Here is an 18,663-nt window from a genome sequence, read left to right on the forward strand (position 1 = left end):
AGCCCCCCTCAAGATGAGATTTCCCATAGCGTAAGCTAGTAAGATCCCTGAAAGATGATCAGGTTGATAGGTTCGAGGTGGAAGCATGGTGACATGTGGAGCTGACGAATACTAATAGATCGAGGACTTAACCATATAATATGAAGCAATGTTATCTAGTTTTGAAAGAATATAAAAAACTTGTTGACTTTAAAGGTTAAATAAGTTACAATAATTCTTGTCTTAAATGAATAAAGTCTGGTAATGATGGCAGAGAGGTCACACCCGTTCCCATACCGAACACGGAAGTTAAGCTCTCTAGCGCCGATGGTAGTTGGGACCTTGTCCCTGTGAGAGTAGGACGTTGCCAGGCAAATGGAGGATTAGCTCAGCTGGGAGAGCACCTGCCTTACAAGCAGGGGGTCGGCGGTTCGATCCCGTCATCCTCCACCATTTAGCCGACTTAGCTCAATTGGTAGAGCAACTGACTTGTAATCAGTAGGTTGGGGGTTCAAGTCCTCTAGTCGGCACCAGAAAATCATGGCGGTTGTGGCGAAGTGGTTAACGCACCGGATTGTGGCTCCGGCATTCGTGGGTTCGATTCCCATCAGTCGCCCCATTTTTTCTTGAAATAATTAATATGCGGGTGTGGCGGAATTGGCAGACGCACTAGACTTAGGATCTAGCGCCTTTGGCGTGGGGGTTCGACTCCCTTCACCCGCACTTTTAATAAAATAACTCAAACATGTCTTGCGGAAGTAGTTCAGTGGTAGAATACAACCTTGCCAAGGTTGGGGTCGCGGGTTCGAATCCCGTCTTCCGCTCCAATTTTCAATATGACATGCCGGGGTGGCGGAACAGGCAGACGCACAGGACTTAAAATCCTGCGGTGGGTGACCACCGTGCGGGTTCGACCCCCGCCCTCGGCACCATATGCGCCCGTAGCTCAATTGGATAGAGCGTTTGACTACGGATCAAGAGGTTAGGGGTTCGACTCCTCTCGGGCGCGCTTTTATTAACGGGAAGTGGCTCAGCTTGGTAGAGCACCTGGTTTGGGACCAGGGGGTCGCAGGTTCAAATCCTGTCTTCCCGATTTTCCAAAAAACACGGGGCCTTAGCTCAGCTGGGAGAGCGCCTGCCTTGCACGCAGGAGGTCAGCGGTTCGATCCCGCTAGGCTCCACTTTTTTTAATATCATTTATGGCGGTGTAGCTCAGCTGGCTAGAGCGTACGGTTCATACCCGTGAGGTCGGGGGTTCGATCCCCTCCGCCGCTACCATAAAGGACCTTTAGCTCAGCTGGTTAGAGCAGACGGCTCATAACCGTCCGGTCGTAGGTTCGAGTCCTACAAGGTCCACCACTAAAGGTTTATATCTCGGAGGTATACCCAAGTTCGGCTGAAGGGATCGGTCTTGAAAACCGACAGGCGGCGAGAGTCGCGCGGGGGTTCGAATCCCTCTACCTCCTCCATTTTTTCTAAATTAAATATTTTATCATCGCGGGGTGGAGCAGCACGGTAGCTCGTCGGGCTCATAACCCGAAGGTCGCAGGTTCAAATCCTGTCCCCGCAACCAAATGGTCCCGTGGTGTAGTGGTTAACATGCCTGCCTGTCACGCAGGAGATCGCCGGTTCGACCCCGGTCGGGACCGCCATTTTTTACATAAAGGCTCGGTAGCTCAGTCGGTAGAGCAGAGGACTGAAAATCCTCGTGTCGGCGGTTCGATTCCGTCCCGAGCCACCATTTTGAAGTCGCAAGCCGACTTAGCTCAATTGGTAGAGCAACTGACTTGTAATCAGTAGGTTGGGGGTTCAAGTCCTCTAGTCGGCACCACTTTCAAAATGAGCCATTAGCTCAGTTGGTAGAGCATCTGACTTTTAATCAGAGGGTCGAAGGTTCGAATCCTTCATGGCTCACCATTTATAATTTAATGCGGGTGTAGTTTAGTGGTAAAACAAGAGCCTTCCAAGCTCTGGTCGAGAGTTCGATTCTCTTCACCCGCTTTTCAATTATGGGCCTATAGCTCAGCTGGTTAGAGCGCACGCCTGATAAGCGTGAGGTCGATGGTTCGAGTCCATTTAGGCCCACCATAATTGTTCCGCAGTAGCTCAGTGGTAGAGCTATCGGCTGTTAACCGATCGGTCGTAGGTTCGAGTCCTACCTGCGGAGCCATATTTATAGAGAAGTACCCAAGTGGCTCAAGGGGCTCCCCTGCTAAGGGAGTAGATCGCGAACGCGGTGCGAGGGTTCGAATCCCTTCTTCTCTGCCAGAACTGGCCCGTTGGTCAAGTGGTTAAGACACCGCCCTTTCACGGCGGTAACACGGGTTCGAATCCCGTACGGGTCATACTAAAAGAGATAGCATAATCTGCTATCTCTTTTTTGTTGTGTAAAAGCGGACTTTGAATCGTCTGCTTTTTTTTTATAGATTTCTTGTATACTTTTTTCTATTCTAATCGTCTAACTAATAGAAAGGAGAGAGCGATGGAGTATGAAAAGATTATTATAAAAACCTCTAAAAGCATTTATAGGTATTTTCTTAAAATAGGGCTAACACCATATGCCCATTAACCTAAGAATTTTATAATGCCCTCAAAATTAGCTTGATGGTGATGGGGTATCGCCATCATTTTGGAAATAAACCACGTTAAGATTATATAAGTTTAATTTCACATGAGCTTTTTTCTTTTTTTGATTACGTTACAGCTCCATCATAAAATATACGAGGTAATTTATTAAAATCATACTGAATTACTTTATCAAAGCTATCCAAATATGCATGTAAAGATTGTGTAATCATAAGATTAACAACTTTTTCTTTGGTATTAAAAATAATAATAGGTTTTTTAAGTGACCAAGTATACCCAACTTCCCACATTGTTCCGGAATCTTGATCATTATATATTGCAAAGGTAATATCACTATGTTGAATTGCATTTACATCAGTAACAAAGTTTTGAAATTGCCATTCATAAGATCCAAAGGGAAATTTACTCATATATTTTCGTGGAGAAAATACATTTAATCCTTTCTTAGATAAAATTATCTCTAATTTTTCTAATAGTGCAATTTGTTCAGGGTTGAAAAATGGCCCGGCTAAATATATATTCATTTATTTGCCCCCCTAATGGTTATAAAAATAATTATTTTTTATTCACTTATATGATTTGTATGTATGTAAACAAGTTTTAATAAGAGTTTTTGGTTTTGAGATAATAAAAGGTATAATTACAAAGTAATTATGCTGTGAAAGTTAAAAATTTTATAATGCTTCCAAAACAAAAATATTGTGTCTTTTATAACAACGAGGTCCATTTTTATGGTTCTGGGGATCGTATTAAATTTTAACTTGATGGCGAGGGGCTAACACCAGCAGATGTAGAAGACATTGTTCAAGACACGATACATAAAGCATTATTGTCTGTACCAAATATGAAAATTACTTATATAAAAACATGGTTATTTCAAGTTGCGATTAATAGACACCGTGATTTATCAAGAAGGCAAAAGCGTAGTGAAGAAATCCCGATTGAATCTGTTCAATTAATTGGATCAAAAGGATTAGATGAACCACTTTTGAGAAAAGAGCTTCAAGTAGAAATACAAAGCATGCTTGGAAAGATGAATCCAATATATAAATATATCCTTTTATTAAAGTATAATTATGAATTTTTATATAAGGAAATAGCAACCATATTAGAGATGAAAGAAGAAAATGTGAGTTGCGCTTGATATATTCAGAAAATCGCCGATATAATTTCAATCACCAAAGAAAACATAAGAAAAATCCTTTCACAATCTAAAGAAAACGCCTCCATTAAAATGGATTCCACACCTATTCCATCAACTTTACACTCTATGTGAAAAAGTTCACAAATAGGTCATAATTTGTGAAGTAATTCACAATAATACGTGCTACAATATGAGTGTAAAGAAGTTAAACAACATTAAATTAGTATTTTAATTAATTACTTAAACAATCATAAAAAATAGATGTGAACAATAGAGAGGGGAAATTAACATGAAAAAAGGTATCAATCGTGTAGTATTAGTAGGAACAGGAGCTGTAGGTTGTAGTTACGCTTACTCAATGATCAACCAAGGTGTAGCTGAAGAATTCGTATTAGTAGATGTTAATGAAGCAAAAGCAGAAGGGGAAGCGATGGACTTAAGCCATGCAGTACCATTCTCTCCATCACCAACAAAAGTTTGGAGCGGTAGCTATGCAGATTGTAAAGATGCAGATTTAGTAGTTATCACTGCTGGATTACCACAAAAGCCAGGTGAAACTCGTTTAGACTTAGTTGAGAAGAACACAAAAATCTTTAAACAAATCGTTCGCGGTATTATGGATAGCGGATTCGATGGAATCTTCTTAATTGCAACTAACCCAGTTGACATTTTAACTTACGTAACTTGGAAAGAATCTGGTCTACCAAAAGAGCGTGTAATCGGTTCTGGTACAACTTTAGACTCTGCTCGTTTCCGTTACATGTTAGGTGACTACTTAGATGTAGATCCACGTAACGTACATGCTTACATCGTTGGTGAACACGGTGACACTGAACTTCCAGTATGGAGCCACGCTACTATCGGTGTACAAAAACTAGAAACAATCTTAGCTAACAACGAACAGTACAAACAAGAAGACTTAGACAAAATCTTCGAAAACGTACGTGATGCAGCTTACCATATCATCGAGCGTAAAGGTGCAACTTACTACGGAATCGGTATGTCACTACTTCGTGTAACTAAAGCAATCTTAAGCAACGAGAACAGCGTATTAACTGTATCTGCATACCTTGAAGGACAATACGGTGAGAAAGATGCTTTCGTAGGTGTTCCAGCTGTTATTAACCGCGAAGGTGTACGTGAAATCGTAGAACTTGAGCTAAATGAAGATGAAAAAGCGAAATTCGCTCATTCTGTAAAAGTATTAAAAGAAACAATGGCACCAGTACTATAATAATTGATAAATCATTCAGAGGCGGGACACTGCTTCCTACCTCTGAATTCATATAATTTAATATAAATTCCTTTTCCGGTTTCCTTGTATATCCCCAATATACCCCTTTTGCTGGATAAGGATCGTTTATAGAAAAGAGCACTCTACTTTACGTAGAGTGCTCTTTATTATTATTTTTTAGGCGTTAATCCCAATTTCTTTAAGATATCTGCCAGTGTACCGCTTTTTGATTTTTCCGCAGGTGTTTGTGATTTAGATGCATCCGGACCCTTTTTCAAGAAGTTCTTTTCAACAAAGCGAATATCTTTTTCGTCGACAATACCATCTTTGTTAAGGTCTCCGTCTTTTACAGATACTCCTTTTTTACCATAGTTGCTAGCGATAATTTCAGCATCTTTTATATCAATTACTTTATCACCGTTTACATCACCGGCAAGGTTTTCATCAAGGCGTGCATAATAATATTGACCAAGCAGCTTACCATCTTTTTCAGTACCTAATTTCGTTGTTAGACGGCTTGTTAAATGTCCTGGAACTTCTACATATAAGTTATAGTCGCGTTTATTAACTGGAAATCCATTCAGCTTGAAGTATCCATATTTATCTAGTGATCCTTCAAACTTATGACGGTAGGAATCTGTTGCATATACTTTTACGCCAAGCTTTGTATAATCGAATTTTTCATCTAAATATCCACGTTCATTTAAGAATGCACCAGGTTTAATATTTCCTTCTACTAGTGAGTTTAAGGACATAACTGAGAATGTTTGATCTTGAAGTACACGCATTCTGTTTGGTTCTGGTTCACCTTGTTTCCAGTAAGCGAACACTGATAAATCTAATTGAGCATTTGCTTCATAAAACTCATCGTTTTCGACTTTGAACGTTACATCAATGAATGGGAAATCACCATCTAATCCAGCGAAGTTTTTGTCATCGATAGCTCCGCCTACTGTAACAGAACCTGCTTCTAGTTTCGGTTCATTTACTTTTGCTGTTACCCCTTTTTCAGAAAGGAGTTTTTCAAAAGCAGGATTCAATTTCGCATTTGCAAATTTGAAGTTCTTCTCTAGGAATTTTACGTTAAATTCCCCAGCAACGAATTGTTTTACGTGTTTCGCATTTAGGGTTACAGTAAGTTCATCATTTTTGTATACTTCTCTTTTATCATAGCTAGTTTTCGCATATTGAGCTCCTTGCGGGATAAACCAATAGTTATTTACACCGTTTGGATAGTCAGGTCCTGCAGTTGCATAATCGAAAATATATACGCCTGTGTTCATTGGGCCTTCCACCTTAAAGGATTCAGGAGTAATGCCAACTTTAAAGTCACCATTTGCATTAATAGGTAAAAACTTATGCAAGTATGGGGAATAATCATAGTACATAACGCCATTCGCTTCTTGCGTAATGTTTAAGCCTTTTCCTTTTAAGTAGTCAACGTTTGAATCATATACATTACCTTTAATCCATAGTGCCTTTTTGCCATCTTCCACTGTATAATTCTCTTCATTTAATTCATAAATACCAGGTTTTAATCCCGTTAATTTCACTTCCGGTGGTGTATTATCAATTACGACATAATCACCTTTCACACGTGCTTTCCCGGCTTTATCGTAGCCGACAAACTCAATTGTGTAGTCTCCTTCTGGTAAGTTGATTTTCTCATCACCGATTGGTTTTGCAGGATCATTTGTAAAAGGATATACTTTTCCGTTAAAGAATGAATCTAAGTAATAATACACATCCGTTTTTAGTCCACTCGTGTTTAATGTTCCGATGAAGCCGAGCGCTTTATTTGTTTTGGAATCTTTCACGATAAGATCTAACGTTTCAAGTTCGCTATTTAATTGGAATGCCCCGTGAACATAGGATTCACCGTATGGATTAAATTTCGATGTATCAGTTGAAATGGCTTTTCTTGATAGTATCGCGTTTTCAATACCAGGTTCTGATACACGAATAGAGAACGGAATTTGATACGTTTCTTCTTTATTTTTCGTATTTGTAATATGAATATATCCTTCATATCGGCCTTGCTTTGCACCGGCTGGGACATTAATTTTTGCTTCGATTTCATCTGATTTGCCAGCATCAAGAGTAATTGTTTCTGGAACAGAGACTTTTACACTGTTTGCGACAGCATCGTTAATAGTAGAAGAAGCCGGTATATAAGAAATTTCTGTTTTAAATTCTTTCTTCTCTTGTTTATTATGGTTTTCCACTTTTATATTTCGTTTTTGTTCAAGAGCTTCACCGTCTTTTTGATAAAACTTACCGAATGCAATAGATCCAGTTTCTTCGGGTACTTCAATTACTTCATCATTTACAACAGTTTTTGTCGTATCTAATACTTTAAAGCTTGTTTCTGTATGAACAGCGTTGTATGCATCTACTCGCCCAGCTCCAACTTCATATACAGAATATTTTTCTTTTAAATCATCAGCCGTGTTCATAAGAGACGCCTTTACATCGAATGGAGAGTATTCTGGGTGTTCTTGTAAAATAAGAGCAGCAACGCCAGCGATATGAGGGGATGCCATAGATGTTCCTTGCATACGCTCATAGGAAACGTCATAGTTTTCGCCTTCTTGTGGATCGTTAATATATTCAGGCACTGTTGAAAGTACAGCAACACCAGGTGCTGTAATATCAGGTTTAATATCATCATTTGATGTAACAGGGCCTCGTGAGCTAAAGTCTGCAAGATGATCGCCTTCTGTTTGAATATAACTAATTTCGCCAAAAGTAAAGGAGGTGTTACCTTGTTCGATTTGAGCTTTTAGTTTTTCACCGTCTTCTTTCGTTAGGCGGAATGCTGGAATGTATTTTGTGCTTTCGCCAACGTAGAAAGGAATTTCTCCGTCCACATTGTTATAAATAATAACGGCTTTTGCACCAGCTTGTTTCGCATTCGCGATTTTTTCATCAAATGAGAGTGTACCACGTGCAACGAGAGCGATTTTCCCTTTTACATCTTTTTTACTAAATTCGTCAGGCGTACCGATTCCTACAGATTCAATAGGGAGAGATTGTCCTTTGAAATCTTCTATTTTATCAGTGAAGTTTTTGCCAAATAAAATTAAGTTAGGGAATTGTACTTGTCCAGCATGACCTGATAGTTTTGGTAAGGAAATAGAACTATCACTTGCCCCGACCGTAATCGCAAAGGGAGAAGCACCTGGTGATCCGAGTGTCGCTGGATTTGGACCAGAGTTCCCAGCAGCAACGACTGTAACAACACCGGAAAGCATCGCGTTATTGACAGCGATAGACGTTGGATCAAGCGGATTGTTACTATCGTCACCTAACGATAAATTAATAACGTTCATACCGTCAGAAATAGATTTATCGATTGCAGCAATAATACCAGAACTATCTCCGCTTCCGTATGGACCAAGTACACGATAGTTATACAGTTCAATGTCAGGTGCAACACCTTTTACTGCGGAATCTGATGTGTTTTTCTTTTGAGCAGAAACGATACCTGCTACGTGAGTACCATGTGCGGTGTAGAAGGAAGAGCCACGATCATCGAATTCAGGAGCGCCAGATTGTTGCCATTCTGCATACGTAGTCTCCATCGGATCTGCATCGTTATTAATAAAGTCCCAACCTTTTACGGAGTTTGGGTCTATTTTGCTAGAGTCCTCGCCATTTTTTGCACGGTATCCTTTATACACATCTTTTAAGTCAGGGTGATTGTAATCAATACCTGTATCTAATACACCAACTTTAATTCCTTTTCCGGTAATGCCCTCGCTATGTAACTTATCTACCCCAATTTGCGGAATGCTATCTGTTAGTTTTTGAGGTGCTTTCTGCTCTGCTTGTTTTGGTAAATTTAATTTTACTTCGTAATCTTTCCAAATACGTTTTACAACACCGATTCGTAACAATTCTTCAACTGTATTTGCAGGTAATGTCAGGGCAACCCCATTTATAGCATGTTTATAAGAGCGTTTAATTTGTACAGACTGGAAATTTCCAGACTTTACTGATGGACTGAATTGACGGAGGTTTTTAAGACCTTTTTGGAATTCTTCATGCTCTTGATCAATGCGTGCTTTTATATTTCCAGGTGCAGCTTGCAATCCTTTTTCTTTTTGTTTTAATTCATTAATCTTTACTGGCGCAGTTTGAAATTCTACAATGATATTTACTGGTTCGGAACTGCTCGTATTAATATCTGGTGAAATCGTAAAACCAGGATTGGCATCTAACGTTTGTAATGCCTGACGCTGTTCTTTAGAAAGTTTTGATAGTAAAGACTGGGCGTTTGAAGAGTCAATTTGATTAATAGGGTTTTCAGCAAGTACATTGAACGGAAGGGCAGTTGAAAATAGAACGCCAGCCGTTACAATTCCGGTAACAAAACGATTTTTCTTTTTCATGTATAGGCCTCCGATAATTTATATTTTTAAAATTATTTCTCCACGCCTGGTGTTTGCTCTGCATGGAATGTCCAATTTAGCTGTAAGGAATCCCCCTGGAATTTATTTTGATCTTGGTCGTTGTCTTCAAAGGAGAAGAGGACGTGTAAGGAATCTGTTTCACCAGATTTAATACCATCTATTAAGTTATGACGTTCTAGAGATGTAGCTACATCCTCAGGTTTCATATTTTTCAATTCTGATAGTTTTGTTTCCCACAAAATTTCATGATCATCGTTTGGATTAGATGGCTTTCCATCATTCACTAAAAATTTGACGATGATGTGATCGCCTAAATCTTCACCATCATTATTTTGCTTTGCATCTGTAACTTCATAGGATGTTTCAAGTGCTACCTTTGCAATATCCAATGTTCCTTTGTTTTCAAGCTTGAAATTTCTTTCAATAAAATCACCTGGTTTTAAATCTTTCACATCAACGATTACACTTGGATTAATAGAAAGGTCTAGTGTTCCCGCTTGAAATGAATTATTCGATGTTTCAGAATCACTGAAATAGGCGAATACACCGCCGAATGTAAGGGATAAGCCAAGTGAAGCTGTGACAACTCCCATTCCAACTTTTTGTTTTACTGACATAAGAAAGCCCCCTAATTTTAATTTTTTCAAACGTTCGCCGGGAGTATGGATAGAGTAAACAGAGTGTTTCAGTATGAATTATATTTGCGAAGGTTTGGTGTTCTTTATTGAGAACAAGTATATGCTTATGAATTTTCCATTTCAATAAAATTGTGACAAAAAATGTTGAGAAACATTTTTTTATGACAGATTATTTTGTTGTGATTTTACGTGATAAATAGAGTGGAAAATAGGAGGAATCTAATAGAATAGATATTGAGAAATAAATAAAAGGCAGAAAGATAGAAAGAAAGTGAAGCGTTTTCAATGAATATTCGTCAAAATTCGATATTTTATATGGAAATGTGAAAAAAAATCAATATTTTTAAGAAAAAAACGTATATTTTTTATAAATCAACAAGGATATTTCAGTTTTTTGCAGAATTGTTAAAGTATAAAAAATTCTGTCATCTTAGTGAGGTGAACATATTGAGTGTAATAAATTGTGAAGAAGTGAAACGAGATGAGTTTCATACAGAAAAGTACTATGACAGTTATAACATCTTTGGCGCACATGTTGTGACGGAAGATGAGATGCGAGGAGTACGATTTACAGTATGGGCTCCTCATGCGAAAGCAATGAGTGTTGTTGGAGATTTTAATGAATGGGATTATGAACAACATAAGATGCTACAAGTGACAGAAGAGGGAATTTGGTCCTTGTTTATACCGCATATTGAAGAAAGAGAAATATATAAATATGCGATTGAAACAATGACTGGTGACGTCATTTTAAAGGCAGATCCGTATGCTGTGTATGCAGAAGTAAGACCGAATACGGCATCTGTAGTTTTTGATATAAAGGGATACGAATGGAATGATAAAAACTGGAGCCGTAAGAAAAAGAAAAAATCGGTTTATAAAGAAGCGATGACGGTTTATGAATTACATTTCGGTTCTTGGAAAAAGAAAGAAGACGGAACACTGTATTCTTACAGGGAAATGGCAGAAGAACTCATTCCTTATGTGGTGGAACATCAATTTACACATATTGAAATTATGCCGCTTGTTGAGCATCCATATGATCGTTCTTGGGGATATCAAGGGACGGGATATTATGCAGCAACGAGTAGATTCGGCACGCCACATGATTTGATGCATTTTGTCGATGAATGTCATAAATATGGAATCGGTGTCATTTTAGATTGGGTGCCGGGGCATTTTTGTAAAGATGCTCACGGTTTATATTTGTTTGATGGGACACCGACTTATGAATATAAAGATAAAGATGTCCAAGAAAATCTAGTATGGGGAACTGTCAATTTTGATTTAGGAAAGAGGGAAGTACGTAATTTCTTAATTTCAAATGCGTTATTTTGGATGAGACATTTCCATATTGACGGTTTCAGGGTGGATGCAGTTGCGAATATGTTGTATTGGAATAAAGAAGGGCAGGAGCAAAGTAATGAGCACGCTGTTTCATTTTTACGAGAGTTAAATGAAGCGGTGTTTGCAGAAGATGAAGATTTCCTTATGACAGCAGAAGATTCAACAGCTTGGCCACTTGTAACAGCCCCAACGTATGAAGGTGGGCTTGGGTTCAATTACAAATGGAATATGGGCTGGATGAATGATGTGCTGAAATATATGGAGTGTGCGCCTGAGTATAGGAAGCATATTCATGAGAAAATGACGTTTTCTTTAATGTATGCTTACTCTGAAAACTTTATATTACCGCTTTCTCATGATGAAGTCGTTCATGGGAAAAAGTCGTTATTAAATAAAATGCCAGGAGATTACTGGGATAAGTTTGCTCAACTTCGTTTATTATATGGATATTTTTTTACTCACCCAGGAAAGAAATTACTTTTCATGGGAGGAGAATTTGGGCAGTTTGATGAGTGGAAAGACCTTGAAGATTTAGATTGGAATTTACATGATTTTGAAATGCATCGTTATATGCATGATTACTTTAAAGAGCTCATAGCATTGTATAAGCGCTCCAAACCACTTTGGCAGCTTGATCATTCACCTGAAGGATTTCAGTGGATAGATGCTAATAATCATGAGCAAAGTATTTTCTCGTTTATCCGCCAAGGGGATAAACAAGAAGATGCGTTAGTTGTCGTATGTAATTTTACGAAAGCTACATATGAAAACTATAAAGTAGGTGTACCAGATTTCGAGAATTATAACGAGATTTTAAATAGTGATGCTGAGCAATATGGCGGTTCGGGGCAAGTAAATAAGAAACGTCTTAAGGCGATTCTAGAACCGTATCATAATCAAGCAGCACATGTAGAAATTACAATTCCACCATTTGGCGTATCCATATTACGACCAGTGAAGACGAGAAAGGGGAGCAAAAAACAAGATGGCTCAAAAACAAAAGTGCGTAGCAATGTTACTAGCAGGGGGAAAAGGTAGTCGATTAAGTGCATTAACAAAAAATTTAGCCAAGCCAGCTGTTCCATTTGGTGGTAAATATCGCATTATTGATTTTACGCTAAGCAACTGTGCGAATTCTGGTATTGAAACGGTGGGGATTTTGACGCAGTATCAACCACTTGAACTTCATAATTATATCGGAATCGGCAATGCTTGGGATTTAGACCGAGTAAGCGGTGGAGTCACAGTGTTACCTCCTTATGCGGAATCTTCAGGGGTGAAGTGGTACACAGGTACGGCAAGTGCCATTTATCAAAACTTAAACTATTTAAGTCAGTACGAACCAGAGTATGTTCTTATTTTATCTGGCGACCATATTTATAAAATGGATTACAGTAAAATGCTAGATTACCATATTGAGAAAGAAGCGGATGTTTCGATTTCTGTTATTGAAGTGCCTTGGGATGAAGCGAGTCGCTTTGGCATTATGAATACAAATGAAGAGATGGAGATTGTTGAATTTGAAGAGAAACCGCAATTTCCAAGAAGTAATCTTGCCTCAATGGGAATCTATATTTTTAACTGGGCAATTTTGAAAGAGTATTTAGAGATGGATGCAAGAAATCCTGAATCTAGTAATGATTTCGGAAAAGATGTACTTCCGCTTTTATTAGATGAAGGGAAAAAGCTTATGGCGTATCCGTTTGAAGGATATTGGAAGGATGTTGGAACGGTGAAAAGCTTATGGGAAGCGAATATGGATTTACTTCGCGATGAAACGTCGCTGAATTTAAACGATCGTAATTGGCGTATTTATTCTGTGAATCCAAACGAACCGCCTCAATATATTGCCGAACAGGCAAAAGTAGAAGAATCACTTATTAACGAAGGATGCGTCATTGAAGGGGACGTGAAGCATTCTGTATTATTCCAAGGGGTGACGGTGGAAGAGGGTAGTATGGTTATTGATTCTGTCGTTATGCCAGGAGCGAAGATTGGTAAAAATGTTGTGATTGAAAGAGCGATCGTTGGATCGGAAATGGTTATTGAAGATGGAACAATTATTCGTCCAGAAAAGAATGTTGACGATGTAGTACTAATTGCTGAAGGGAAATAGAAAAGGGGGATGAAATGAATGGGAGAAAAAATGTTAGGAATTATTAATGCAACGGGAAGTTTTCCTTCCTTAAAGAAAGTAACAGGGCATCGTTCACTAGCGGCGTTACCGTTTGGGGGCCGTTATCGACTCATTGATTTCATGCTTTCAAATATGGTGAATTCTAATATTCATAGTGTGGCAGTTTTTACAAGCCATAAAAACCGTTCACTAATGGACCACGTTGGTTCAGGCAAACAGTGGGATTTAGATAGAAAAAGAGACGGACTGTTTTTATTCCCGCCAAACTGCCAATGTGACCAAGATGAATTTGGATCCTTTGCACATTTTAGAAGACATATTGATTATTTTCTAAGAGCCAGAGAAGAATACGTTGTTATTACGAATAGCCATCTCGTAACAGCATTAAATTTTCAAGGGGTGTTAGAGCGACATATACATACGGCAGCTGACATTACGGAAGTTTGTCATGAAGGGGTTTCGCTTCAAACATACGTGTTAAAGAAGCAATTATTATTAGATTTATTTGAAGCATATAAAGATGTGGAGCAATACAGTTTATTTGATGTAGTGAGAGAAAAGCGCGGAAAATCACTGCATATTGCTACGTATGAGCATACAGGATATGTAGCTATTATTGATTCGATTGAAAGTTACTATAAGCATAGTTTAGAAATTTTGCAGCCTGCTATTTGGAAGCAAGTATTTAAGAAAGAAGCACCGATCTTTACGAAAGTAAAAGATGAACCACCAACGCGTTACTTAAAGGGTGCAGCCGTGAAAAATACAATGATTGCAAACGGTAGTATTATCGAAGGCGAAGTAGAAAATAGTGTTGTCTCCCGTTCTGTTAAAATTGGAAAAGGTTCAATTGTTCGTAATAGCATTATTATGCAAAAGAGCCAAATTGGAGATAACTGTATAATAGACGGTGTTATTATTGATAAAGACGTGAAAATTGGTGATGGTGTCGTACTAAAAGGAAACGCCGATGAACCATACGTTGTCGAAAAAGGAAGCGTTCAAAACAGTACAATTAATAGTTATTCTTAAGAAATCAGTGGGGGTTTTTCCTCCACTGATTAAAGTTATAATTTAAATGAAAACTCGAAGGGAGGAAGCTGCAAGGGAAGTAGTATAAGCTTTTCGTGCAGTGGGACAACAAGTGAATATTTTATTTGCAGTATCAGAATGTGTACCATTTGTTAAATCGGGAGGATTAGCTGATGTAGCAGGTGCGCTCCCAAAAGAGCTGAAAAAATTAGGTGTGGAAGTTCGCATTATACTCCCAAATTATAGTCTTATTCCAAAAAAATTAAGGGATGGATGTACGCTACATAAAGTAATTAACGTCCCGCTTGGGTGGAGAAATCAATATTGTGGAATTTTAAAAGGTGAGCAGGATGGGATTACGTATTACTTAATAGATAATGAATATTATTTTAAGAGGGATTCTCTATATGGTCATTATGATGATGGAGAGCGTTTTTCTTATTTTTCGAAAGCAGTTTTAGAGTGTATTCCGCATCTTGATTTCGAAGTGGATGTTCTTCATAGCCACGATTGGCATACCGCTATGGTTAACTTCTTACTGCGTGAAAAGTATCAAGATAACCCATTATATGAGCATATTAAAACGGTGTATACGATTCATAACTTGCAGTTCCAAGGTGTATTTCCTCCTGAAGTGATGTACGACTTGTTAGAACTTGGTGATGAATATTTTCATAGTGAGCAGTTAGAGTTTTATGGAAATGTGAACTTTATGAAGGGTGGCATTATCGCTTCTGATCAAATTACAGCGGTTAGCCCGACATACAAAGAAGAAATTCAATATGAGTTTTTCGGTGAGAAGTTAGATGGGTTGTTACGAAAATATAACGGTAAGCTTAGCGGCATTGTAAATGGAATTGATACGAGCGTATATAATCCAGAAACGGATTCATATATTACTGCTCAGTACGATGCAGATTCATTATATGAAAAAAATGAAAATAAACGCGCATTGCAGCGTTATTTTGGTTTGCCAGAAAAAGAAGATACACCGATTATTTCAATGGTAACGAGATTAACGAAGCAAAAAGGTCTTGATTTAGTACGTACTGTATTCCGCGAAATAATGGAGGAAGATGTACAATGTATTATTTTAGGATCAGGTGACTCTGAATATGAACAATTCTTTGAGTGGATGGCATATGAGTATCCTGAGAAGGTAAAAGTGTATATCGGATTTAATGAAGAATTAGCTCATCAAGTGTATGCGGGAAGTGATTTATTCTTAATGCCATCACTATTTGAACCATGTGGACTTGGACAACTTATCGCATTAGCGTACGGTACAATTCCGATTGTAAGAGAGACAGGTGGATTAAATGATACTGTACAATCTTATGACGAAGAAACTGGAGAAGGAAATGGTTTCAGTTTCACGAACTTTAATGCACATGACATGTTGCACACGGTTCGTCGTGCAATTGAATTTTATCATGATAAACCGGTATGGGAGCAGCTTGTAAAACAAGCGATGACTGAAGATTACAGCTGGGAGAAATCAGCTCTTGCCTATAAGAAATTGTATAAAAGTCTCATGGAATAACATGTAGGTGGTGAAGAAATGTTTACTCATGTTGAAAGTTTTAAATCAGCTTTTCTAGAAAAGTTAGAGACGATGTATGGTAAAAGTTTTAAAGACTCTACAACTCGTGATCAATACAATACGCTTGGGTACATGGTACGTGAGTATATGAATAGTCAATGGATTGCAACGAACGAAAGTTATCGGTCTGGAGAGCAAAAGCAAATGTATTACTTATCCATTGAGTTTTTACTTGGGCGTTTGCTTGGAAGTAATATATTAAATTTAGGCATCAGGGATGTCTGTGAGCAAGGACTTTCTGAGCTTGGTATTTCGTTGCAAGAATTAGAAGAAGTGGAAGCAGATGCAGGTCTTGGAAATGGTGGACTTGGACGATTAGCAGCTTGTTTCCTTGATTCACTTGCCTCTTTAAACTTACCAGGTCATGGCTGTGGAATTCGTTACAAACACGGCTTATTTGATCAAAAAATTGTGGATGGTTATCAAGTTGAATTTCCAGAACAGTGGCTCCTTCATGAAAACGTATGGGAAGTAAGAAGGCATGATCAAGCTGTAGAAGTAAGTTATTTCGGCAATGTTGAACCGCTATACATTGATGGACGTTTAGAGTTCAGGCATACGAACGCAGAAGTAATTATGGCAGTACCATATGACGTTCCAGTAGTAGGGTATGAGACGAGTACTGTAAATACACTTAGACTTTGGAATGCTGAACCAGTTCCTTTCCCGCAAAATTGCAAAGATATTTTGAAATATAAGCGTGAAACAGAGGCGGTATCGGAGTTTTTATATCCAGATGATACGCATGATGAGGGGAAAATACTTCGTTTGAAACAACAGTATTTCCTCGTATCAGCAAGTCTGCAAAATATCGTTCGTATGCATAGAGAAAGATATGGTGACCTTCGTCAATTACATGAGAAAATTGCGATTCATATTAATGATACACATCCAGTTTTGGCGATTCCAGAACTGATGCGTATTTTATTAGATGAAGAAAAACTAGCATGGGAAGAAGCTTGGCACATAACGACGCAAACGATTTCTTACACGAATCATACGACGTTATCAGAAGCGCTTGAAAAGTGGCCAGTTCACATTTTTAAACCGTTATTACCGAGAATTTATATGATTATTGAAGAGATTAATGAACGTTTCTGTCATGAACTTTGGGAACGTTATCCGTATGAATGGCATCGCATTGAAGAGATGGCGATTATTGCGCATGATCTTGTGAAAATGGCTCATTTAGCAATTGTCGGTAGCCATAGCGTAAACGGTGTAGCAAAAATTCATACGGAAATCTTAAAGCAGCGTGAAATGCGATTGTTCTATGAATTTTATCCAGATAAGTTTAATAATAAAACGAATGGAATCGCTCATAGACGCTGGTTAATGAAGGCAAATCCGCAGCTGACGAACCTGATTTCAGAGGCAATTGGAACAGAGTGGAAGAAAGAACCGATTAAGCTTCAAGCGCTGCAAACAGTCCAATATGATGCGAGTTTCCATGAGAAATTTGCAGAGGTAAAACAAGAGCGTAAAGAGATTTTAGCAGAGCGTATTCATAATAAAATGGGGATTACAATTGATCCAAATTCTATTTTTGATGTGCAAGTAAAAAGACTGCATGCTTACAAACGACAATTATTGAATGTTCTTCATATTTTATATTTGTATAATCGTCTGAAAGAGGATGCTAGTTTTACATTTTATCCGCGTACTTTTATCTTTGGAGCGAAAGCATCACCTGGCTATTACTATGCGAAAAAAATTATTAAATTAATAAATGAGCTTGCAAGGAAAGTGAATAATGATCCGTATGTGAGTCAATATATGAAAGTTATCTTTCTAGAAAACTACCGAGTTTCTTTAGCGGAAGATATATTCCCAGCAGCGGATGTTAGTGAGCAAATTTCAACTGCGAGTAAAGAAGCATCGGGAACGGGTAACATGAAATTTATGATGAATGGTGCGATTACAATCGGAACGTTAGACGGTGCTAACGTTGAAATAAAAGACCGGGTCGGTGATGATAACTGTTTCATTTTTGGCTTAACAGCGGAAGAGGTTCTTCATTACTATCAAAATGGTGGATATCGTGCAAGTGATTATTATCACCACAATATGCATATTAAGAAAGTAGTAGATCAACTGACGAATGGTTTCTTTGCACAGTCGGGAGCTGAATTTGAAGCAATTTATGATTCTCTCGTTATTCAAAATGATGAATATTTCGTTCTGCGAGATTTTGGTCCATATGCGGAAAGGCAAGAAGCTGTTGGTAGAGCTTATGAAAACCGAACGAAGTGGCTAGAAATGTCGATTTTAAATATTGCACAATCTGGTCATTTTGCGAGCGATCGAACGATTTTGCAGTATAGTAATGAGATTTGGGGTATTGGTAATGCGGTTACACAGTATTAAGTAAAAGTCCCTTTTGAAGGGGCTTTTCTTTATTAAGTTGAAGTGGGGTGTATAGGAAGGTACATTGAGACAAAGTGTAAAAATGAATAATACATATAGGGATGCTAAAGTGTATTCACTTTTAAAAGAGGAATATAATCGCTTAAAAAACCGAGCTTAATTTCATTAAGCTCGGTTTTCT

At 38.2% G+C, this 18,663-nt stretch carries 9 protein-coding genes, 22 tRNA genes, 2 rRNA genes and 2 pseudogenes (1 of these 35 cut by a window edge); 32 read left to right on the forward strand and 3 right to left on the reverse strand.

Features of this window, described 5'->3' with window-relative positions; all coding sequences use genetic code 11:
* The 24 genes from QCI44_RS02870 to QCI44_RS02985 form a co-directional block, all read left to right on the forward strand.
* Positions 1-135: ribosomal RNA gene (locus QCI44_RS02870) — 23S ribosomal RNA — on the forward strand (it extends 2,787 nt beyond the left edge of the window).
* 101 nt (positions 136-236) lie between these two features.
* Positions 237-352 (forward strand): 5S ribosomal RNA (rrf, locus tag QCI44_RS02875).
* Between the two features lie 4 nt (positions 353-356).
* Positions 357-432 (forward strand) — tRNA-Val (locus QCI44_RS02880).
* Between the two features lie 4 nt (positions 433-436).
* A tRNA-Thr gene (locus tag QCI44_RS02885) sits at positions 437-512 on the forward strand.
* A 10-nt stretch (positions 513-522) separates the two neighbouring features.
* Positions 523-598, forward strand: a tRNA-His gene (locus QCI44_RS02890).
* A 23-nt stretch (positions 599-621) separates the two neighbouring features.
* Positions 622-702 (forward strand) — tRNA-Leu (locus tag QCI44_RS02895).
* 29 nt (positions 703-731) lie between these two features.
* A tRNA-Gly gene (locus QCI44_RS02900) sits at positions 732-806 on the forward strand.
* Between the two features lie 16 nt (positions 807-822).
* Positions 823-911, forward strand: a tRNA-Leu gene (locus QCI44_RS02905).
* A gap of 3 nt (positions 912-914) precedes the next feature.
* A tRNA-Arg gene (locus tag QCI44_RS02910) sits at positions 915-988 on the forward strand.
* Positions 989-998: 10 nt separating this feature from the next.
* A tRNA-Pro gene (locus tag QCI44_RS02915) sits at positions 999-1,072 on the forward strand.
* A gap of 15 nt (positions 1,073-1,087) precedes the next feature.
* Positions 1,088-1,160: transfer RNA gene (locus QCI44_RS02920), tRNA-Ala, on the forward strand.
* A 20-nt stretch (positions 1,161-1,180) separates the two neighbouring features.
* Positions 1,181-1,257 (forward strand) — tRNA-Met (locus tag QCI44_RS02925).
* A 4-nt stretch (positions 1,258-1,261) separates the two neighbouring features.
* Positions 1,262-1,338 (forward strand) — tRNA-Ile (locus QCI44_RS02930).
* A 17-nt stretch (positions 1,339-1,355) separates the two neighbouring features.
* Positions 1,356-1,448, forward strand: a tRNA-Ser gene (locus QCI44_RS02935).
* 27 nt (positions 1,449-1,475) lie between these two features.
* Positions 1,476-1,552 (forward strand) — tRNA-Met (locus tag QCI44_RS02940).
* 3 nt (positions 1,553-1,555) lie between these two features.
* Positions 1,556-1,631, forward strand: a tRNA-Asp gene (locus QCI44_RS02945).
* Positions 1,632-1,644: 13 nt separating this feature from the next.
* A tRNA-Phe gene (locus QCI44_RS02950) sits at positions 1,645-1,720 on the forward strand.
* 14 nt (positions 1,721-1,734) lie between these two features.
* Positions 1,735-1,810, forward strand: a tRNA-Thr gene (locus QCI44_RS02955).
* Positions 1,811-1,820: 10 nt separating this feature from the next.
* Positions 1,821-1,896, forward strand: a tRNA-Lys gene (locus tag QCI44_RS02960).
* Positions 1,897-1,909: 13 nt separating this feature from the next.
* Positions 1,910-1,980: transfer RNA gene (locus QCI44_RS02965), tRNA-Gly, on the forward strand.
* A gap of 10 nt (positions 1,981-1,990) precedes the next feature.
* Positions 1,991-2,067 (forward strand) — tRNA-Ile (locus tag QCI44_RS02970).
* 7 nt (positions 2,068-2,074) lie between these two features.
* Positions 2,075-2,149, forward strand: a tRNA-Asn gene (locus tag QCI44_RS02975).
* A gap of 7 nt (positions 2,150-2,156) precedes the next feature.
* Positions 2,157-2,247 (forward strand) — tRNA-Ser (locus tag QCI44_RS02980).
* Positions 2,248-2,252: 5 nt separating this feature from the next.
* Positions 2,253-2,324 (forward strand) — tRNA-Glu (locus QCI44_RS02985).
* 348 nt (positions 2,325-2,672) lie between these two features.
* Here QCI44_RS02985 and QCI44_RS02990 read toward each other — a convergent pair.
* Complete coding sequence (locus QCI44_RS02990) at positions 2,673-3,089, reverse strand: nucleoside 2-deoxyribosyltransferase (RefSeq protein ID WP_016136900.1); 417 nt, start codon at positions 3,087-3,089, stop codon at positions 2,673-2,675.
* A 269-nt stretch (positions 3,090-3,358) separates the two neighbouring features.
* Between QCI44_RS02990 and QCI44_RS02995 the strand changes: the two are divergent.
* Positions 3,359-3,709 (forward strand): annotated as a pseudogene (locus QCI44_RS02995) (RNA polymerase sigma factor); the annotation flags it as partial.
* A 289-nt stretch (positions 3,710-3,998) separates the two neighbouring features.
* Entirely contained in the window at positions 3,999-4,943 is a 945-nt protein-coding gene (locus QCI44_RS03000) for an L-lactate dehydrogenase (protein WP_000715344.1), read from the forward strand.
* Between the two features lie 170 nt (positions 4,944-5,113).
* Here QCI44_RS03000 and QCI44_RS03005 read toward each other — a convergent pair whose 3' ends face one another.
* Both QCI44_RS03005 and QCI44_RS03010 read right to left on the reverse strand, forming a co-directional pair.
* On the reverse strand, positions 5,114-9,337 hold the full coding sequence (locus QCI44_RS03005; RefSeq protein ID WP_098506421.1) for a S8 family serine peptidase: 4,224 nt from the start codon (positions 9,335-9,337) through the stop codon (positions 5,114-5,116).
* Positions 9,338-9,369: 32 nt separating this feature from the next.
* Positions 9,370-9,975, reverse strand: coding sequence for a CalY family protein (locus QCI44_RS03010; protein WP_098986366.1), 606 nt, complete (start codon positions 9,973-9,975; stop codon positions 9,370-9,372).
* Positions 9,976-10,443: 468 nt separating this feature from the next.
* On the opposite strand from QCI44_RS03010, the gene glgB reads away from it, so the two are divergent.
* The 6 genes and pseudogenes from glgB to QCI44_RS03040 all read left to right on the forward strand — a co-directional run.
* Complete coding sequence (glgB, locus tag QCI44_RS03015; protein ID WP_016085764.1) at positions 10,444-12,381, forward strand: 1,4-alpha-glucan branching protein GlgB; 1,938 nt, start codon at positions 10,444-10,446, stop codon at positions 12,379-12,381.
* Positions 12,329-13,459, forward strand: coding sequence for a glucose-1-phosphate adenylyltransferase (gene glgC, locus QCI44_RS03020; RefSeq protein WP_000057614.1), 1,131 nt, complete (start codon positions 12,329-12,331; stop codon positions 13,457-13,459). Before glgB ends, glgC begins: the two co-directional genes overlap by 53 nt.
* Before the next feature lie 18 nt (positions 13,460-13,477).
* Positions 13,478-14,512, forward strand: coding sequence for a glucose-1-phosphate adenylyltransferase subunit GlgD (glgD, locus tag QCI44_RS03025; RefSeq protein ID WP_016085765.1), 1,035 nt, complete (start codon positions 13,478-13,480; stop codon positions 14,510-14,512).
* 112 nt (positions 14,513-14,624) lie between these two features.
* Entirely contained in the window at positions 14,625-16,055 is a 1,431-nt protein-coding gene (gene glgA / locus QCI44_RS03030; protein ID WP_016135559.1) for a glycogen synthase GlgA, read from the forward strand.
* Between the two features lie 18 nt (positions 16,056-16,073).
* Positions 16,074-18,482, forward strand: a complete 2,409-nt coding sequence (glgP, locus tag QCI44_RS03035; RefSeq protein WP_098986368.1) for a glycogen phosphorylase — start codon at positions 16,074-16,076, stop codon at positions 18,480-18,482.
* 55 nt (positions 18,483-18,537) lie between these two features.
* A pseudogene (locus QCI44_RS03040) lies at positions 18,538-18,642 on the forward strand (GNAT family N-acetyltransferase); the annotation flags it as partial.
* Between the last annotated feature and the right edge of the window lie 21 nt (positions 18,643-18,663).

Origin of the sequence: Bacillus cereus group sp. RP37 (assembly GCF_040459695.1) — a bacterium.
Classification (GTDB): Bacteria; Bacillota; Bacilli; order Bacillales; family Bacillaceae_G; genus Bacillus_A.